The sequence below is a fragment of the Geomicrobium halophilum genome, assembly GCF_014207655.1.
Taxonomy (GTDB): Bacteria; Bacillota; Bacilli; order Bacillales; family Marinococcaceae; genus Geomicrobium; species Geomicrobium halophilum.
The window spans coordinates 61,209-79,011 of the sequence record NZ_JACHHJ010000006.1 but is presented as its reverse complement, the minus strand read 5'-3'; the positions used below and the strand labels follow the sequence as shown (position 1 = coordinate 79,011).

General features: G+C 44.9%; 17 protein-coding genes and 1 pseudogene. 8 read left to right on the top strand and 10 right to left on the bottom strand.

The genetic code is table 11. From position 1 onward, the window contains the following. Window positions 1–93: 93 nt before the first annotated feature. Entirely contained in the window at window positions 94–1,527 is a 1,434-nt protein-coding gene (locus HNR44_RS16330) for an amidohydrolase family protein (protein ID WP_184405434.1), read from the top strand. Window positions 1,528–1,542: 15 nt separating this feature from the next. Here the strand turns inward: HNR44_RS16330 and HNR44_RS16325 are convergent, their stop codons facing one another. From HNR44_RS16325 to HNR44_RS16315, 4 genes are all read right to left on the bottom strand, one after another. Continuing rightward, window positions 1,543–2,052: a VanZ family protein gene (locus HNR44_RS16325; protein WP_184405433.1), complete on the bottom strand. Its 510-nt coding sequence runs from the start codon at window positions 2,050–2,052 to the stop codon at window positions 1,543–1,545. A gap of 10 nt (window positions 2,053–2,062) precedes the next feature. Continuing rightward, window positions 2,063–2,194 (bottom strand): hypothetical protein, encoded by a 132-nt coding sequence (locus HNR44_RS17895; protein ID WP_281381443.1) that lies wholly within the window; start codon window positions 2,192–2,194, stop codon window positions 2,063–2,065. A 154-nt stretch (window positions 2,195–2,348) separates the two neighbouring features. After that, on the bottom strand, window positions 2,349–3,458 hold the full coding sequence (locus tag HNR44_RS16320) for an SDR family oxidoreductase (protein ID WP_184405432.1): 1,110 nt from the start codon (window positions 3,456–3,458) through the stop codon (window positions 2,349–2,351). Window positions 3,459–3,473: 15 nt separating this feature from the next. Next, window positions 3,474–4,871: an aldehyde dehydrogenase gene (locus HNR44_RS16315; RefSeq protein ID WP_184405430.1), complete on the bottom strand. Its 1,398-nt coding sequence runs from the start codon at window positions 4,869–4,871 to the stop codon at window positions 3,474–3,476. Window positions 4,872–5,109: 238 nt separating this feature from the next. On the opposite strand from HNR44_RS16315, the gene HNR44_RS16310 reads away from it, so the two are divergent. From HNR44_RS16310 to HNR44_RS16295, 4 genes are all read left to right on the top strand, one after another. Then, on the top strand, window positions 5,110–6,753 hold the full coding sequence (locus HNR44_RS16310; protein WP_184405429.1) for an AMP-binding protein: 1,644 nt from the start codon (window positions 5,110–5,112) through the stop codon (window positions 6,751–6,753). Between the two features lie 52 nt (window positions 6,754–6,805). Further along, a complete protein-coding gene (locus tag HNR44_RS16305; protein WP_184405428.1) occupies window positions 6,806–7,219 on the top strand; it encodes a universal stress protein in 414 nt (137 codons plus the stop codon). An 88-nt stretch (window positions 7,220–7,307) separates the two neighbouring features. Continuing rightward, window positions 7,308–7,961: an adenine nucleotide alpha hydrolase family protein gene (locus tag HNR44_RS16300; RefSeq protein ID WP_184405427.1), complete on the top strand. Its 654-nt coding sequence runs from the start codon at window positions 7,308–7,310 to the stop codon at window positions 7,959–7,961. 20 nt (window positions 7,962–7,981) lie between these two features. Then, entirely contained in the window at window positions 7,982–8,659 is a 678-nt protein-coding gene (locus HNR44_RS16295; protein ID WP_246407598.1) for an adenine nucleotide alpha hydrolase family protein, read from the top strand. Here the strand turns inward: HNR44_RS16295 and HNR44_RS16290 are convergent. Beyond that, window positions 8,647–9,828: an MFS transporter gene (locus HNR44_RS16290; RefSeq protein WP_343069561.1), complete on the bottom strand. Its 1,182-nt coding sequence runs from the start codon at window positions 9,826–9,828 to the stop codon at window positions 8,647–8,649. The two genes, HNR44_RS16295 and HNR44_RS16290, sit on opposite strands and share 13 nt — an antisense overlap. Before the next feature lie 123 nt (window positions 9,829–9,951). Between HNR44_RS16290 and HNR44_RS16285 the strand changes: the two genes are divergently transcribed. Next, complete coding sequence (locus HNR44_RS16285) at window positions 9,952–10,341, top strand: DoxX family protein (protein WP_184405426.1); 390 nt, start codon at window positions 9,952–9,954, stop codon at window positions 10,339–10,341. Window positions 10,342–10,414: 73 nt separating this feature from the next. On the opposite strand, the gene HNR44_RS16280 is transcribed toward HNR44_RS16285, so the two are convergent. Next, complete coding sequence (locus tag HNR44_RS16280; protein WP_184405425.1) at window positions 10,415–12,070, bottom strand: acyl-CoA dehydrogenase family protein; 1,656 nt, start codon at window positions 12,068–12,070, stop codon at window positions 10,415–10,417. A 216-nt stretch (window positions 12,071–12,286) separates the two neighbouring features. Between HNR44_RS16280 and HNR44_RS16275 the strand changes: the two genes are divergently transcribed. Then, window positions 12,287–13,468 (top strand): iron-containing alcohol dehydrogenase, encoded by a 1,182-nt coding sequence (locus tag HNR44_RS16275; protein WP_184405423.1) that lies wholly within the window; start codon window positions 12,287–12,289, stop codon window positions 13,466–13,468. Window positions 13,469–13,499: 31 nt separating this feature from the next. Continuing rightward, window positions 13,500–14,782 (top strand): annotated as a pseudogene (locus HNR44_RS16270) (GntP family permease). Window positions 14,783–14,901: 119 nt separating this feature from the next. On the opposite strand, the gene HNR44_RS16265 reads toward HNR44_RS16270, so the two are convergent. The 4 genes from HNR44_RS16265 to HNR44_RS16250 form a co-directional block, all read right to left on the bottom strand. Next, the gene (locus HNR44_RS16265) at window positions 14,902–15,852 is read right to left on the bottom strand and encodes a ribose-phosphate diphosphokinase (protein ID WP_184405421.1); all 951 of its coding nucleotides are present in this window, start codon (window positions 15,850–15,852) and stop codon (window positions 14,902–14,904) included. Between the two features lie 90 nt (window positions 15,853–15,942). Next, entirely contained in the window at window positions 15,943–16,905 is a 963-nt protein-coding gene (locus tag HNR44_RS16260; RefSeq protein ID WP_184405420.1) for a 2-hydroxyacid dehydrogenase, read from the bottom strand. A 317-nt stretch (window positions 16,906–17,222) separates the two neighbouring features. Next, window positions 17,223–17,459: a hypothetical protein gene (locus HNR44_RS16255; protein WP_184405418.1), complete on the bottom strand. Its 237-nt coding sequence runs from the start codon at window positions 17,457–17,459 to the stop codon at window positions 17,223–17,225. Window positions 17,460–17,506: 47 nt separating this feature from the next. Continuing rightward, window positions 17,507–17,731: a hypothetical protein gene (locus tag HNR44_RS16250; protein ID WP_184405416.1), complete on the bottom strand. Its 225-nt coding sequence runs from the start codon at window positions 17,729–17,731 to the stop codon at window positions 17,507–17,509. Window positions 17,732–17,803 lie beyond the last annotated feature (72 nt).

Below are 17,803 nucleotides of genomic sequence, written 5' to 3'. Positions count from 1 at the left end.
TGTAAAGATATTTGTCAAAAGATTTTGATCGCTTCGAGTTTTGATCAACGTTAGGGCCCAATAGAATGATCCATATCGTTAGGAGGTACCTCAATGACAACTATTGATCTCATCATTCAAAACGCAACAGTTATTACAATGGAAGGAAAAGGACTCGGCATTATCGAAAAAGGAGCCGTCGGCATTGACGGAAACCAAATCACGATCGTTGATGAGAGTGAAGTCGTTTCCCGGAACTACTCCGCTCACCGCACGATTGATGCCAGCCACAAGGTGGTGATGCCCGGTCTGATTGATGCGCACCTACATAGCGGACTCGGAATCTTACGCGGGGTTGCTCAAGATACCGATAACTGGATGGAAAAAGGACTTTGGCCGTTTATGCAGTTTTTAACGCATGAACAAGCCAAAGCAGGATCGCTCGTCAACATCATGGAAGGACTGAAAGCCGGGACGACCACCTTTTGTGATTATAACGGAGGGATGAATACACTCGTTCAAAATCACATCGTTCTTGGTACTCGCGCCCACGTTACTGATATGATTAACGAGATGCCGGATGACATGGGTGATGATCGCGAAGTTGGTGATCTCTATCCCCTTGACCCCGCTGTTGGTGAAAGGAAGCTTCAGGAAAACATCGACCTGATTGAAAACTATCATAAAAGTGAAAATGGCCGAATCACTTGTCTCTTTGGCCCGCAAGGACCGGACATGATGTCCAAAGAACTTCTTTTAGAAGTCAAAAACCTTGCTGAAATGTACAATACGAATATTCACATGCACGTGGCCCAAGGAGACCGAGAAGTTGATCAAATGGTGAAACGTTACGGAAAACGGAGCATTCCATATTTGGATGACCTCGGTTATCTTAATGAACGGTTGATGGCTGTTCATTTAACAGAAGCGTCTCCAGAAGAAACAAAGGTTATTGCCCGTTCAGGGGCCGCAATGATTTTATGTTCTGGAAGCATCGGAATCATCGACGGGATCATTCCCCCTGCTGCCGAATTTCTGGATGTGAGTGATCGTTTGGCCCTTGGCTCTGATCAAGCTCCCGGAAACAATTGCAATAACATGTTTAACGAAATGAAATTCACATCCATATTAAATAAGTGTAAGCAAAGGGATCCCCGTTCTTTTCCGGCATGGCAAATGTTAAAAACGACGACGATCAATGCGGCAAGGGCTATAGGCTTGGATCAAGACATTGGCTCATTGAAAGCAGGCAAAAAAGCGGATCTGATCATTTTAGATCTGAAATCCCCAGCACTTTTCCCAGAAATTCAAAGCCCGATACGAAACATCGTCCCGAATCTCGTATTTTCAGCTAATGGAAGCGAAGTAGAAACGGTCATCATTGACGGTCAAGTCGTTATTGATGAAAAAGTCGTACAAACCGTCGACGAACAAAAAGCGGTCGTAGAAGGTCAGAAGCACGCGTATGCGTTATCAACACAAGCGAAACAGCTAAAAGAAAAACTCGATACTCCGCTTGCGAAAATGATGGAAAAAGGGTTGTTATAAGAATAAGGACACCGCCTACGTATAAGGAGGTGTCCGTTTATTTTTCTTTCGGTACACCATCCAGGAAATGAATACCCCAAAGATGGCACCGACCGTATCAAGCACAACATCTTGCCACATTCCGGTTCGATCCAGGTGAAAATATTGGCGAAACTCATCGATACTCGCGAAACCTATACTAACACTTAATGTAACAATAGCGCTGACCCAACTTCTCAAGTTCATCCCCTTGAACATTCGATAAAGCAAAAACGAAAGGATGGCAAACGCAACAACATGCGCCCCTTTTCGGATAAAAAATTCGATAAACGTGTAGGGTCCTAAATAGTCCACACTTACGACAGAAGAACCGTATGTAAATCGGACCCATCCAAACCATTCCACAATCCAATGTTCACGGCCAACATTCGCAAGATACGGACGAATGTCCTGATCACCATAAGACATCGATGATGAAAGAGCAATGATCAAGCCCCAAATCAGCGGTGGTACCATGAGTAAGATCACTCTCTTCTTTTTATCCATCAGTAACCGTCTACGACGTAAGCTCCGTCATATTTTCTGAAATAAACACAAGGGCTTCTTCTGGTGTCATTTTCGGACTGGCTTCCGCTCGACGAACGAGTTCTTCCATCATATTTAGTAATTGTTGCTGCTTATCTTCCATTATGTAATCCTCCCTAGAAAAATCTCCTGTATATATACGGTAAAAGAAGGAAAAAGGTTACAATTTTCTTTTTAAAAAATTGCACCCTTTATAAGAAATGGCGGCAACAAGGGAGTATTCATACTCCGCAAGACTAGCGCTCCTTCCTTTAGTCCTAGCTTTTCCACCCTACATGTTTCTGCCGATCCTCTCGATGTTTCCTATAATACTCCACCATTGCCGGCAGCGTCTCCTTAAACGACGGGCAGGTAATGCCACTTCCTTCCAAGTCATGTTGTGCCTGCCAGCAATCATACTTCGTATGGCTAGCCCCATAGGCCAATGCTTCTTTTTCAATTCCCAAAAATTTCTCGAGCGGTTTCATCAGAGGTGACTTCGACATTTTCCCAGAAAACGAGCCTTTCGGTGTTTTACCAAGATATTCTTCAGAAAGCATGCGGAACACTTCATGCATTTTGTATGGATCTGGATCAGTCAAATGATAAGTTTTCCCTTCCCCTACATCAGCGTGACTCAAATAGACCGCGGCTTTAATCACATAATCGACAGGTACAAAGTTTCCTTCCGCATTACTTTCTCGACCGAAATAAGGGATGACCGGCATTTTCATTTGTCGCATGCGTTCAAGTAAATTAAGGTAAAAATAGGGGCCATCAAACTTCGTCGTTTCACCAGTTTCGGAGTGGCCACGGACAATGCCCGGGCGGATAATCGTCGTCGGCACCTTCTTTAATGTTTCCTCAACGAACCCTTCTGCTTCATATTTTGTTCGTTCATAATGATTTTTGAAGGCTTGGCCGCGCCTTAATTCTGTTTCAAGAATGGTTCCCTCTCGTTCTCCTGATACGTAAGCGGTGCTAAAATACGTGTAACGTTTCAATCCCGGAATATTCTCCACCCACTGATTCACATGGTGCGTGCCAATAATATTGACCGTTTCTGCTTTTCGTTTTTTTACCGCCAAATCGTAGATCGCTGCGAGGTGATAGACATGGGTAATTTCCTGTTGCAGATTGTGTGATTGTGGCAATGTCAGCCCAAGATTTTCTTTCGTAATGTCGCCTTCCACAATGGTAAAATGATTCCTGGATAACGGGGACTGTCGCACGATTTGATTGAGAGATTCCTCCGCCACCTTCTTCATCGCAGGAAGTACGAGTATATACATATGACCGATGCCTAACGCATGCTTATCAATGACTTCTGATATCATGGATCTCGCAATAAAACCGGGATACCCGGTAAAAAAATACGTATTCGTCATTTGTACTTCACCGGCCTATTTTAAAAACTTCTTTACAAGTTTCAGTTTATTTTTATACGGCGGGTACATGAAGGAAGTACTGACCTTTGTACTTTTATTCATCACGCTTTTCTGGTGGCTAAACGTTTGATAGCTGTAATAACCGTGATAGACTCCCATCCCTGATGAGCCAACACCGCCAAAAGGCAAATGCGGATTCCCAACATGCATAATCGTATCATTGACACATCCACCGCCATAAGACGCACGCTCCATAATGGTTTCTTGTAGCTTTTCATTCTCCGTAAACAAGTAAAAAGCAAGTGGTTTCGGCTGCCCGTTGATATCCGCGATGGCCGTGTTAATATCTGCAAAAGTAAGAACGGGTAAAATCGGTCCGAAAATCTCTTCCTGCATCGAAGCAGCCTCTCGGGAAGAAATATCAAGAATCGTTGGTTCGATGTAATGGTCACTGTGATCATGGCCTCCACCATATACAAGCGCATCGTGATCCTTCTCAATAATGCCTGTCAGCCGGTCAAAGTGACCTTGGTTAATGATGCGGCCGTAATCATCGTTGTGCTGAATATCGGAGCCGTAAAACTTTTCGATTTTCTTTTTTAATAATTTCATAAACTTTTCTTTTACATCCGCATGAATCATTACATGGTCGGGCGCTATGCACGTCTGCCCAGCATTGAGAAATTTCCCCCAGGTAATCCGCTCAGCCGCCTTTTTGAGGTTGGCATCTTTATGAACAACTGCCGGGCTTTTGCCACCTAACTCCAATGTCACAGGGATTAGATTTTTCGCAGCTGCTTCCATTACAATTTTCCCCACTCTCGGACTTCCTGTGAAAAAAATATAATCAAAACGCGAGTGAATCAATGCTGTGTTCGTATCCACACCGCCCTCAACAACACGGATATATTCTTTATAGAAAATCTTTGCAAGCATCCCTTTCACGACCCGCGCGGTTGCCGGCGTATGTTCCGATGCTTTTAATACTGCACAATTCCCCGCAGCAATGGCGCCAATCAAAGGCTCCATCAACAGTTGAAATGGGTAATTAAAAGGGCCGATGATCAGTACCGTCCCGTATGGTTCATTGACAATGTAGCTTTTGGACGGCTGCATGTACGCAGGCGTTTTCACTTTCACAGGCTTGTCCCATGTTTTTAAATGTTTGATGGCATCACTGATACTATTTAACACGATGCCGATCTCTGTTACATACGCTTCAAATGTACTCTTACCGAGATCTTCCTCCAGAGCTGCGGATATCTCCGCTTCATGGTCCTGAATCGCTTTTTTTAATTGGTTCAGCTGTTTGATTCTAAAAGAAACATCTCTCGTCGATTCCGTCAGAAAAAACTGCCGATGTTCTGACAATATGGTCTGTACATCCTCTACCGTATTGACATCTTCCTTCATAAGTGTTTCCCTCCTCTACTGCTAGTTTACATGTATAGCTCCACATAGGGAAAGCACCAGTCCATTCCGTTCATCCAAACCTTCTGGAAACAGAAAAAGGAGAAAGACCTCTGTTTGATTGACTTAGCAGCTTACTGCTCCCGCGACTTATGAAAGTTTTGCAAAAAATACAGAGGGAAATCGAGATATGTAGAGAATCTATTGCATAGGAATACACATACTTAAAGGAGGTCCATTCATGGCAGAACTTTTAGAAGTGACTACCGGCCAGTTGTTAGAGGATGTGGCAGCTCGCGAAGGTGAAGGGGAAGCCGTTGTCTATCCCGACCGAGATTTACGGCTCTCCTACCGGGCGTTTAACGACTTGTGCCGGCAAGCCGCCCGGGGAATGATGGCATACGGCATTGAAAAAGGAGATCACGTCGCGGTTTGGACAGCGAACAAACCAGAGTGGCTCGTCTCACAATTCGCTACCGGGAAGGCTGGTGCTGTGCTTGTCACCGTTAATACAAGCTATCAGCAAGAAGAGTTGGCGTATCTTTTGTCCCAATCAGAATCTTCCACATTAATTTTACAACCTCAATTTAAAACAACTTCTTACATTGAGATTTTATATAATCTTATTCCTGAATTACGTACAGCAGATCCTGGACATTTACAGTCCGATCGATTCCCCCATTTGAAGCGTGTAATCATAGTAGGGAGCGAAGAGGATTACCCCGGTGTGTTTTCCTGGGAATCCCTGCTGGAGGCCGGGGATACGGTTACCAACCAGGCACTCGATGAACGAATGGAGAGCCTGGATCATGACGATGTCATCAATATGCAATACACCTCCGGTACAACAGGCTTTCCAAAAGGGGTCATGTTAACCCATTCGAATATTGTTAATAATGGACTAAACATCGCTGAATGTATGGAGCTCACTAGCGAAGACCGCCTCTGTATCCCTGTACCTTTTTTCCACTGTTTTGGTTGTGTGCTTGGGACGTTGGCTTGTGTCAATAAGGGTACTACCATGGTGATTGTGGAGGAATTCGATCCAAAGCTTGTTATGGAAGCCGTGCATCAGGAAAGATGTACAGGGCTCCATGGAGTGCCAACGATGTTTATTGCCGAACTCAACCATCCTGATTTTGATCAGTATAATTTCTCCTCCCTGCGTACCGGGATCATGGCAGGATCGAATTGTCCAGTAGAAGTAATGAAAGCGGTTATGGAAAAAATGGGAGCAAACGAAGTAACGATCGCTTATGGCCAAACGGAATCATCTCCGGTGATCACACAAACACGAACCCATGATACCCTGGAACGAAAAACGGAAACTGTCGGCCGTGCTCTTCCACATGTAGAAGCAAAAATTGTGGATCCAAACACTGGAAAAGAAGTACCTGCCGGCACACAGGGAGAACTCTGCACACGCGGTTACCATGTGATGAAAGGCTATTACAACGATCCTGCGGCTACCGAAGAAGTGTTAACAGATGATGGCTGGTTACACACTGGTGACCTTGCGGTCATGGATGAGTATGGCTACTGTGCAATTACCGGGCGGATCAAAGATATGATTATCCGGGGTGGTGAAAATATTTTTCCACGTGAAATCGAAGAATTTTTGTATCGTCATCCGGCGATTCTGGACGTGCAAGTCGTCGGTGTCCCCGAACCTAAATACGGGGAAGAAATCGGAGCTTATGTACGTGTAAAAGAAGATCAGGAAACGACAGCAGAGGAAATTAAAGAATTCTGCCGCGGCTCCATCTCCCATCAAAAAATTCCGCGCTATATCACATTCGTGGATAGCTACCCGATGACTGCTTCCGGTAAAGTGCAAAAATACAAACTACGGGAGCAGGCAAAGGAGATATTCTCAAGACCCTAAGAGAGCGAGCAACATGCAGTCATAACGAAGGTAGAGGGAAGGGGGGTCCGGAATGTACAAGAAGATTTTACTCGCTGCTGATGGATCCAAACATTCGGAAAGAGCCGCTGAACATGCCATCCACCTCTCATCTGAGAATTCTACTGTTGACCTTTTACTCGTCATTGATATTTCTAAAACGAAAACGGAAGTGCTTGATACCGTTAGCACCGATGACTTAAATCATCGAAGACGCCGAAAAATTGCCAACATTGAGGAGCAATTAAAAGAAGCAAATGTCCATTACCAACTGGAAATCATCCACGGCGATCCTGGTCCGGCCATTGTTTCCCATGCCAACCTACGGGATTATGACATCCTCGTCCTCGGAAGCCGCGGATTAAATCAATGGCAGAAAATGGTGCTCGGGAGCGTTAGTCATAAAGTGGCCAAGCGTGCGCGGTGCCCAGTATTAATTGTGAAATAGCGAGAACTTTTTTCTTCTGTATAACTTCAAAAGCGTTTGGGCATAATTGGAACACTACTTCTCATGATGCATAAAAGGAAGTGAACCTATGCCCAATCGCGAAGAACATATATTAGTATGCGTAAACTACGGTCAACAAGGTGTTCAACTCATTCGCCGGGGTCTTAAACTAGCGACGCAGTTGGATGCCCCACTTACAATCTTAGTATTCGGGTCCTTACCTGAGGATGAAGATCAGCATGATAAAATCGTCGGTATGCCTTTATTTAAGCAAATGTCCAATCGTCACGGCGCCAACGTAATCATGGAAAAAAGCCGTCAGTATAACGTGAAAAAAATTATTGCTGATCGAGCAAAAGCTATCGGGGCTACACAAATCATCGTCGGCCAATTTGTTGAAAGTCTATGGCGCAGGTTTCTTGGCAACACAACGCTAAACGGGCTGCTTAACGAACTTTCCCATGCGGATGTCCGTGTCATTCCAAGATCCCACGAGCATGAAGAGATGAATTATGAGCACGGCGTAAATGCGTTCTTGCATGCGAATGACGATGGCACGTATGATCTTGCTTTTCATCACGATAACATCGCTACCCATGAGGGAGTATTTTATAAGCACATTCAAACCGATTTTAATAATGGCCGTTTTGTTTATTATGAGGAAAGCAACATCTATGAAGTCCGCGTTCTCAAAGGACACGTCCCCCATTTAGAAAATATCGCAGAGGAAATAACCTCGTAATGTTTTAACAGAAGGAGGAAATGGACGACATGCCCCCGGAACAATCGAGCGAACGAATTCTCGTATGCGTCAACTACGGACACCACGGTGCACGTTTAATTAAGCGGGGCGCAAGCATTGCAAAGCAGTTACGTTGCCCCCTTTTCGTTCTTGTTTTTGATTCCTTGCCAGAAGAGGATTACAAAAATGACAAAGAAGTAGACATGTCGATATTCCAGGAGCTTGCCGATGATTATAACGCCAAACTTATTATCGAAAAAAGCCATGCCCACGATATTACCGAGGTGATTAAAAAAACAGCTGCCGATGTCTATGCTACCCAAATCATGATCGGACAAAGAGTTGAAAGTCTTTGGACCAACCTCATCGGAGGATCTGTTATCGACATCCTGCTTCATGATGTGCCCGATGCTGATGTACACGTCATTCCGAAATCACGGGCGGATGAACCTGAAGACTGGGATTTTGAACGCGGCGTACAGGCATACCTGCTTCAACAAACGGACGGTACGTATCAACTCAGTTTCAATCATAGCGAAGACGTCGACTACGAAGGCATCTTTTTTAAACATTTAAACACAGATTTTAATAACGGGGTTTTCGCTTTTCATCACGATCATAAAGTCTATGAAGTCCGTGTCAAAGATGGCAGTATCTCGACACTGACCAACCTTGATGAAGACGCTTATCGTTTTTGAGCAAACCATATGACCGGATAAGCGAGAGCAAGTAGCACGAGGACAAATGAAATGACCCCGATCCAGTGAAAGGACGTCCAGAAAAAACCACCTATGGTTCCGGCAATACTGGAACCAAGATAATAAGCGAGTAAATATAAAGAAGATGCTTGTGCCCGGTGGTGTTCAGCTTTCTGACTGACCCAAGCACTTGCAATCGAGTGGGCACCGAAGAAACCAAAAGTGAAAATCACAATCCCGATGATTTTCGCGGTTAACGACGGCATTAATGTGAGTAATCCGCCCGATGCCATGATCCCGATTGAAATTTTGATCACTGCCGGTTTTCCAAAGGTATCTGCTTTTCTTCCCATATAAATGGAGCTGAACGTTCCTGCTAAATAAACGATATAAATCGAGCCAATCACAGAGTAACTTTGTTCATATGGAGGCTCCATCAACAAAAACGCAAAATAATTATAGAGGGCTATAAATCCTCCCATGAGAAGAAAACCTAGAGTAATGAGCACCAGTAACCTTTTATCGGAAAATAGATCCGTATAATTATGAACAATCTCCCGGGGGCGCATCTTATGCCCTGCTGAATGTTTGGGATTTGGTAAAAATAGCACAAATAGAATACTTAATATCAAAGCTATAAGTCCGATAGAACCTAAAGCAATGCGCCAATCAAAAAGATCCGTAAAAAGACCCGCCAGCAAGCGGCCGCTCATGCCGCCAAGGCTTGAGCCCGCAATATAAAGTCCCATTACCTTCCCTAAAGCAGCCGGGTCAAACTCCTCGACGACGTAAGTCATCGCAATCGCTGGAACCCCAGCAACTACAACACCCAATAATGCCCGCAACAAAAGCAATGTCGTAAAATCCGGACTCACGGCTGTCAGCATCCCGATGATTGCAGTGAGAAACATCGATAAAGCCATCACCCGTTTCCGCCCAAAACGATCCGACAGCGGAGCTGCAACGAGCAATAGAATCGCGAGCAAACCAGTCGTAAAGGATACAGTAAGACTCGCGGCCGAAGCTGAAACATTGAATTCATTCGCAAACACCGGCAGAAGCGGCTGTGTCGTATAAATCGTCGCAAACGTCACAAGTCCCGCGAAAAAAAGCGCCAAACTCGCAAAATGATAAGTTTTTGTTCCTGGTTGTATATAAATATCAGACACACTCAATTCCTTCTTTCTAAACTACATTGTAAGCGTTTAGAGATAGGAACGTCTATCTATAAATGTTTGCATACGAACAAGAAGGGGAATGGAAGGATAAAAAAAGGTGGCACAGCATACAGAATGAAACTGTTTTTTCGAACACTTTATTCTATCCTTTTATTTGCAGCCGGTGTGCTGCATTTTGTCCATGAACGGGGCTTCCGTAAAATTGTCCCGAAAACACTACCCTTCCGACGAGGTATCGTGCTTGTTTCTGGCTTTTTTGAAATGATCTTCGCCATCCTGCTCTGGGTAAAAAAAGGACAACACATCACTGGAAGTCTCTTAGCATTTTTCATGGTCGCTGTTTTCCCGGCTAATGTGTACATGGCTATGAAAAGAATATCTTTCCGGCCGGGAAAACAAGCGAATCCGTGGATCCTGTGGTTACGATTACCCCTGCAAATTCCGCTCATTATTGGAGCATTGACGTTGGGGAGGAAAGAAAGCCGGCAGGGGCGTCTGGAATAGGCTCCAACATAAGATCGTAGTTATCGACGTTCCACCAGGCTTTTTGAGTCGGCGGATTTCCTTCCCCCTACGATCACTTTTCATACTCCCGGAAATAGCTTGCTAACACCTTGGCGCGGTCGAGGTCACTTTCGCCTTTCCACGTATAAATGAGATAAGCATTTCCAACTGCTTCGTCTCGGGCGTTTCCATTTTCAAGCATCGATATCGCGATGGTGCTTTCATAAAGGTGTGTCATCACTCTAAGGAGTTTTCGAACAGCAAGTGTCTCTTCTCCTTCTTCCATCGGTTGTTTCATACGGGTTAACAGCCTTTGCATCAATTGCAGGCCATTATCGATAAGCGGTTTTATTTCGCTCCGTTGATGATCCGAAAGTTGAGTGAGCGCTCCCTTCACTTCCTGTAATAACAATTCTTGCACGTGATGTTTTTTTACTAAACGGAGTAGCTCCAACGCTAAAATATTTTCCGTGCCTTCCCAAACGGTCAATACTTGAGCATCGCGAAGCAATCGCGGGGTAACGAAGTCTTCAATATACCCGTTTCCACCTAGTGTTTCGATCGCTGTCTTGGCAAATTGCACCGATTGCTCCGATGCCTCATTTTTCAACAGAGCGGTTAAAAGGCGCATCATCATCACTTCTTCATCGCCGTCCTGCTGTTTATTCGCTGTATTTTCAAAAAGCTGGGCAAGTTGAAATACGGCATTCCTTCCCATTTCCTGTTTCACAGCCATACCACCGAGAATTTCTTGAATCATGGGATATTGAACTAACTCTTTCCCAAATGCTTCCCGCTGCCGAGCGTAATCACGGGCCTCTGTATATGCCCGTCGCATGATTCCTACCCCGCCGACCGCCGTACACACACGTGAAAGGTTAAGCGCTTCCATCATATACGAGAAACCACGATCGGCATCTCCGACTAAATAAGCTTTAGCCCCTTCGAACTCCACTTCCCCAGACGGCACCGCGCGCACCCCTAGTTTATCTTTTAGCCGACGAATCCGTAGTCCGTTGACCGAGCCATCCTCATTTCTCCACGGTACCGCGAATAAACTCAAGCCTTTCGTCCCTGTGGGGGATTCTTCCATACGCGCCAATACCATCGCGATCCCACAACGCCCAGCGTTAGAAGCAAAATATTTTTCCCCGTAAAGCTGATAATGATCCCCTGCTTTCACCGCTTTCGTATCGTTGGCACCAACATCTGAACCTCCCTGTCGTTCCGTTAGAAACGTTGCCCCTTCATAGATTTCATGCTCTCCCGTTGATAAAACATGCGGCAAAAATCGATGCTTTAGCGTTTCATCGCCATAATTCACGAGCAAGTGCGCCGTTGCCATCGAAAGTGTCACTGGACAGTAAAACCCCGCTTCCGTTTGGGAAAGCAAGTAACCTTGAGCCAAGGAATAGAGATAACCCCCAGAAGCCCCCAAGCCTGGCATCGGTTCATGCACATAGCTCACCATTCCTTCACCGTAAGCGTATGCGGCTGTTTTTTCATAGCCTTCATTTACCCATACGTTCGAAACTTCTTCCCCGAAGCGATTGTAACGAATGAGCTGCGGCTGCCCTTCGCGGTCAGTATGGATCGCCCGTTCATCAATAACGGTCCCGCACTGCTCACCGAATTCGTTTAATTTTATGTCTGCAAATTCAAAAAGTTCAGGATCCATGTTATGTTTCAGCCATTCCCGAAACGCCGGTTCATCTTTGTAAAAATTCATTCTCTATCACCCCTTAACTTTTCTTCCTGCTGTCTATTATGAGGGGTTTTTTGCATATTTTCCAGTGATCATTTACATCTGTACAACTGTCTAATGAGTTATACACTTTTTAACAAGTGCGTTTGGTACAAACAGCTTTGAAATGCCGATCAATCTCTGGCACATCATTTGCATAGAAATGAGGGGGAGACATCCATATGATACGGAGGTAGATCAATGTATTCCATGCATTTTCCAAGGAACGTCATTTATGGTGAAAACAGTTTGAAAAAAGTAGGAGAAGTAGCCCGCCAGGAAGGGAAACGTGCGCTTCTTATTAGTGATCCAGTAATGAATCATCTCGGCGTTGTTGATACCTGTTCTCGTTTATTAGGAGAAGCGGGGGTTGAAGTCATCACCTACTTGGGCGTGGAATCGGAGCCGACCGACGAGTACGTTGCTGAAGCTTTGTTTATTTGCCAGGAGTCGGCTTGTGAATTAATCGTAAGTATTGGTGGAGGCAGTTGTATTGATACCGCTAAAGCCGTCTCCGTCTTAATGACCAACGGCGGTTTTGTTAGTGATTATATGAACAAGAAAACTATGGCTCCAAAAGAGGCGCTGCCTCTTATAGCGATCCCAACGACAGGGGGAACCGGTTCCGAAGCAACGGATGCGACCGTCATTACGAATGTAAAAAGTGATATAAAAATGATGATTAAGCAACCAGCCTTTATGCCGAAAATTGCTGTTGTTGACCCGAAGCTCACTCTTTCCACACCGAAAAACATTACCGCAGCTGTCGGTATCGATTCTTTAACTCATGCTCTTGAAGCCTACATTTCCAAAGACGCCCATCCGTTCACAGATCAATTAGCCTTGTCTGCATTTACATTAATCATGGAGAATTTAAGAGATGCTTATGAAGATGGCAGTGATCTCAATGCTAGAACCAACACGATGTTTGCCTCCATGCAAGCGGGAATGGCTTTCACCAATGCATCCCTTTGTCTCGTCCATGGTATGTCCAGACCGATCGGTGCTCTTTTCCACGTTCCTCATGGTATTTCAAATGCCATGCTATTGCCAGTTGTGCTCGAGTACAGCCAGAGCTCCTGTGAAAAACGACTCTATGAACTGGGGTGCCATGTATACCCCGAGTTGAAAGAAACAACCCAACACGAAGGTGCAAACATGTTGGTGAACCATATTCTTAAGCTATGCCAAGACCTGGATATCGGTAACTTGGAATCATGGGGGATTAACCAAGAAGAATTTAACCACGCATGCCCTAAAATGGCGCAAGATGCTTTGATGAGTGGAAGTCCCGGAAATAACCCAAAAGTTCCTACAGAAAAAGAGATTATTCATTTATATCATCGGGCCTTTCGTTATCAATACACGACCAAGATGGCTTAACTACAGCCATTCATGAAAAGGGGGCTGCTTCATGTTTGGAATTTTTCTGGGCTTACTATTACTGATGATTTTGGCCTATCGAGGCTGGTCCATCATCTGGATTGCACCGATATGTGCAGGAATTGTCGCTTTATTTGGGGGACTTGACCTCTTAGAAGCATATACAGAGACATATATGGGGGGGTTTGTTAATTTTGCAAAAACATGGTTTCCTGTGTTTATGTTGGGAGCGATTTTTGGAAAATTAATGGAGTATACCGGAATGGCAAAATCAATTGCCATTCGCATCACCCAACTACTTTTGGAGCTAAGCGGGCGATTTTAGGTGTGATTCTATCGTGTGCCGCGCTTGCATATGGAGGGGTAAGTGTTTTCGTTGTTGTATTTGCTATCTATCCTCTAGCACTAAGTATGTTTAAAGAGGCTGATTTACCACGAAGACTGATGCCAGCCACCATCGCATGTGGAACGTTAACATTCGCGATGACTGCTCTTCCCGGTACTCCCCAAATACAGAACCTCATTCCAACGGATTATTACCATACAACGGCAGCTGCCGCTCCCATCATGGGTTTATCCGCTGCGATTGTTATGGGTGTTGGCGGTTATTGGTATCTTAAATGGCGGGAAAATAAGGTGAAAATGGCCGGGGAAACTTATACCGAACCTGAAAAAGAACAAGAGGATGACATCGGGCATCCTCCGCATGTGCTATTGTCCATACTTCCGCTGCTTGTTGTCATCTTTACTTTAAATGTATTGCAATGGGATATTGTCGTAGCCTTATTATCTGGAATTGTATTAATTATGATTTTAAGTATTTCAAAATTTAAAGGTTTCGTCAGTGCCATGAACAGTGGCGCAAGCGGCTCAGTTCTTGCGATCATTAACACGAGCGCGGCTGTTGGTTTCGGGACGGTCGTACAAAATGTCCCCGGATTTGCCCGGCTCGCTGACGGTCTTTTAAGTATTCCTGGTAATCCTCTCATTTCCCAGGCGATAGCCGCCAACGTATTGGCAGGAGCCACAGGCTCCGCGTCAGGAGGTTTAGGGATTGCTCTAGAAGCCTTGGGAGAACGATATCTTCAAATCGCCGAAACCACAGGCCCAGACCCTGAAGCTTTTCACCGGGCGGCCTCTATCGCATCTGGTGGTCTTGATGCATTGCCGCATAATGGGGCAATTTTAACATTATTAATCGTAACCGGTATGTCTCACAAAGAATCATATGCAGATATAGCCGTGGTAGCTGTGATCATTCCGATCATCTCTATTATCCCGGCAATTGCTCTGGCCAGTATAGGGATTTACTAAAAGCATATTTCGCCGAATTCCTTAGCCGTAGCGCCGAAATAGTGGCTCCTCCCCCCGAAAAAAGAGGAAAAAATATCGAAATGCAGAGGCTGCCCTTTTCGGACAGCCTCAGTGACTCATTATTCAAATAAGGTGCTTACCGATACTTCCTTATGCACGCGGTGAATCGCTTCTGCTACCAACGGAGCAACAGATAGCGTCGTTACCTTATCGACTTTCTTTTCCTCAGGTAGCTCAATCGTGTTCGTAATCACGAGTTCTTGAATGGGGGAACCATCAATACGACTAATGGCAGGGCCGGAAAGCACCGGGTGTGTGCAACAAGCGTAAACAGCGTTTGCCCCGTTTTCCATAAGGGCATTGGCTGCAGAAGTAATGGTCCCCGCGGTATCAATGAGGTCATCGATGATAATCGCATTTTTTCCTTTAAATTCACCGACGATATTCATGACTTCGGATACGTTCGGTCGCGGCCGCCGTTTATCGATAAAGGCGATTGGGGCATTTAGCTCTCCCGCCATTTTACGCGCCCGTACTACTCCGCCATTGTCTGGCGCCACAACGACGGGATCCTCTAATTGCTTTTCCCTGAAATATTGGGAAAGAATCGGCACCCCTAGCAGCTGGTCAACCGGGATATCAAAAAAACCTTGGATTTGCGGTGCGTGCAAATCCATTGTGATCACACGTGTCGCCCCGGCTGTTTCCAATAAGTTAGCAAGCAGCTTCGCGGTAATCGGTTCCCTCGACCTGGCTTTGCGGTCTTGACGTGCATAACCATAATATGGAATCACCACATTGATTTTTTTCGCCGATGCACGTTTTAACGCATCGAGCATAATCAATAATTCCATGACATGTTCATTACCCGGCTGCGACGTTGATTGTACAACGTAAACTTCACAACCGCGAACGCTTTCTTCAATCTCCACCTGAATTTCGCCGTCACTGAACCGTTTAAGAGAACTCTTTCCAAGCTCACATCCCAAATGACGTACAACTTCTTCCGTTAATGCTGGATTTGAACTTAATGTAAAAATCTTAAATGTATCTTGTAATTGATAGGACATCGTTTCTCTCCAAACTTTCATCTAAATTTATTCACAAACAGGGATCCCCCCTGCTTCATCTCCTATTCGGAGGCAACTTCAGCCAACTTCCTAATACACTGGGGTCAAGGCTTCTTTTCCATCTAATACATGAATTAAATTATCAGTCACTAAATGAGCCATGGCTAGCCTTGTTTCCACACTGGCACTTCCAATATGTGGCAATGTTGTCACATTGGATAACGTCAACAACGGGTGATCCACAGGGACAGGTTCTTGTTCAAATACATCCAGGCCGGCGGCCCAAATCTCTTCATTCACAAGTGCTTCATAAAGAGCGTCTTCATCAACAATGCCACCTCGGGAGGAGTTAATCAAGACCGCACTCCTCTTCATTAAAGCAAGTTCTCGCTGCCCGATCAAGTGATGACTTTCGGAATGATATGGAAGGAGTAAAACTACGAAATCAGCATCTTGTAGTAAGGTCTCTAAATCCCTATACGTAATTCCAAGCTCCGTCTCTTTCTCCCGCTTTCGTGTTCGGCTATAATAGAGCACATTCATATCAAAACCTTGGGCACGTTTCACGACTGTCTCGCCAATTCTTCCGAGGCCGATAATGCCAATGGTTGCACGTGAAACATCTTGACCCGTAAATTGCATTGGAGACCAAGCGCCCCATTCACCTCTGTGAAGAATATCCGAGGTCTCCACCAAACGTCTTGCGGCAGCCATTAAAAGGGCAAATGTGAGGTCAGCCGTCGTTTCTGTCAATACATCAGGTGTATTCGTCACCGTAATACCCCTTGAGTTGGCTGCTTCAACATCAATGTTATTATGCCCCACCGCCATGTTTGCTACAACTTTCAAGTCTTTGCCTGCATCCAGAACCTCTGCATCAATATTTTCTGTAATCATACAAAAAATACCATCAACGTCCTTGATTTCTTCAAGCAGTTTTTCGCGCGGTACTGGCTGATCTTCATGATCCCAAGATCTCACCTCGAAATGCTCAGCTAAACGAGTCTCAATTTCCTCGGGGAGTTTACGCGTTACATAGACTTTACTGGGCAATGAGGTCACTCCTTTTTTAAAAAATACCATAAACCTCTATCAATGCGTGTTCAAAAAGGAGGACAAAAAGAGCCGAGTAGTTCGAGAAGACGCAGCTGCGAGCACCGGAGCGTATGGTTTTCATACGTGAAGCGCGCAGAAGCAAGTCGACGAAGAAATACGACCGCTATTTTTCCCGGACTTTTTGAACATCCTCTATCATTTTATCATATCACTGAAAAGATGGGAGGGATTGTAGGAGTGAGATATTCCTAAGAGTACACCCTTATCATGTTCCTATATAGGTTGCGAGGAATTTTTATACGACCAAAGTACGTTTAGCAAATCTTCCTCAAAGAGATTCGTATCAATATGACATGTTTCGGCTTCGATCCCGCATTGCCAGCCAGCAAGCAAGGATCCTCCCGGATCATTAGATTCGTAAGCAGGAGTATTTTGTTCGCTCGTGATTCCTCCATTTGATATGCGGTCCAGACATACATCTCATCCAGTAAACCGCTATTTTCTTCAGCAGCTAGCTTCGAAAGCCCCATATCGTTCGTCGCTAGGATCACCAATATCACACCCTAGGATGATGAACGTAGAAGAATAATGCAACCCTTCAGGAACACCTTGATCCCTTGCCATTCGCTTCATTTGCTTCGTTTTGACTGTGGTCGTCGCCCGTGATATCTGTTGTATGATTCCAGATCACAAGGGGTTGGATATCATTAGATTGCAATAAATCAATTTCTTCTTCGGTTATACCAACGGAAACTCCCATCACGCCAATGATTGTTACATTGACGATTCTCACGTCATCATTTGGTAAAATATACCTAAACAATCGTTGATGTTTAATCTTAGGCTCTTCCGGGTATTTCTTTATATTGAATAATCATCATTATCATGGGGGGAA

What these genes read in the sequence shown, in the direction of transcription:
- HNR44_RS16330 (WP_184405434.1), top strand. Translation starts at nt 94, where the DNA reads ATGACAACTATTGATCTCATCATTCAAAACGCAACAGTTATTACAATG.
- HNR44_RS16325 (WP_184405433.1), bottom strand. Translation starts at nt 2,052, where the DNA reads ATGGATAAAAAGAAGAGAGTGATCTTACTCATGGTACCACCGCTGATT.
- HNR44_RS17895 (WP_281381443.1), bottom strand. Translation starts at nt 2,194, where the DNA reads ATGGAAGATAAGCAGCAACAATTACTAAATATGATGGAAGAACTCGTT.
- HNR44_RS16320 (WP_184405432.1), bottom strand. Translation starts at nt 3,458, where the DNA reads ATGACGAATACGTATTTTTTTACCGGGTATCCCGGTTTTATTGCGAGA.
- HNR44_RS16315 (WP_184405430.1), bottom strand. Translation starts at nt 4,871, where the DNA reads ATGAAGGAAGATGTCAATACGGTAGAGGATGTACAGACCATATTGTCA.
- HNR44_RS16310 (WP_184405429.1), top strand. Translation starts at nt 5,110, where the DNA reads ATGGCAGAACTTTTAGAAGTGACTACCGGCCAGTTGTTAGAGGATGTG.
- HNR44_RS16305 (WP_184405428.1), top strand. Translation starts at nt 6,806, where the DNA reads ATGTACAAGAAGATTTTACTCGCTGCTGATGGATCCAAACATTCGGAA.
- HNR44_RS16300 (WP_184405427.1), top strand. Translation starts at nt 7,308, where the DNA reads ATGCCCAATCGCGAAGAACATATATTAGTATGCGTAAACTACGGTCAA.
- HNR44_RS16295 (WP_246407598.1), top strand. Translation starts at nt 7,982, where the DNA reads ATGGACGACATGCCCCCGGAACAATCGAGCGAACGAATTCTCGTATGC.
- HNR44_RS16285 (WP_184405426.1), top strand. Translation starts at nt 9,952, where the DNA reads ATGAAACTGTTTTTTCGAACACTTTATTCTATCCTTTTATTTGCAGCC.
- HNR44_RS16280 (WP_184405425.1), bottom strand. Translation starts at nt 12,070, where the DNA reads ATGAATTTTTACAAAGATGAACCGGCGTTTCGGGAATGGCTGAAACAT.
- HNR44_RS16275 (WP_184405423.1), top strand. Translation starts at nt 12,287, where the DNA reads ATGTATTCCATGCATTTTCCAAGGAACGTCATTTATGGTGAAAACAGT.
- HNR44_RS16265 (WP_184405421.1), bottom strand. Translation starts at nt 15,852, where the DNA reads ATGTCCTATCAATTACAAGATACATTTAAGATTTTTACATTAAGTTCA.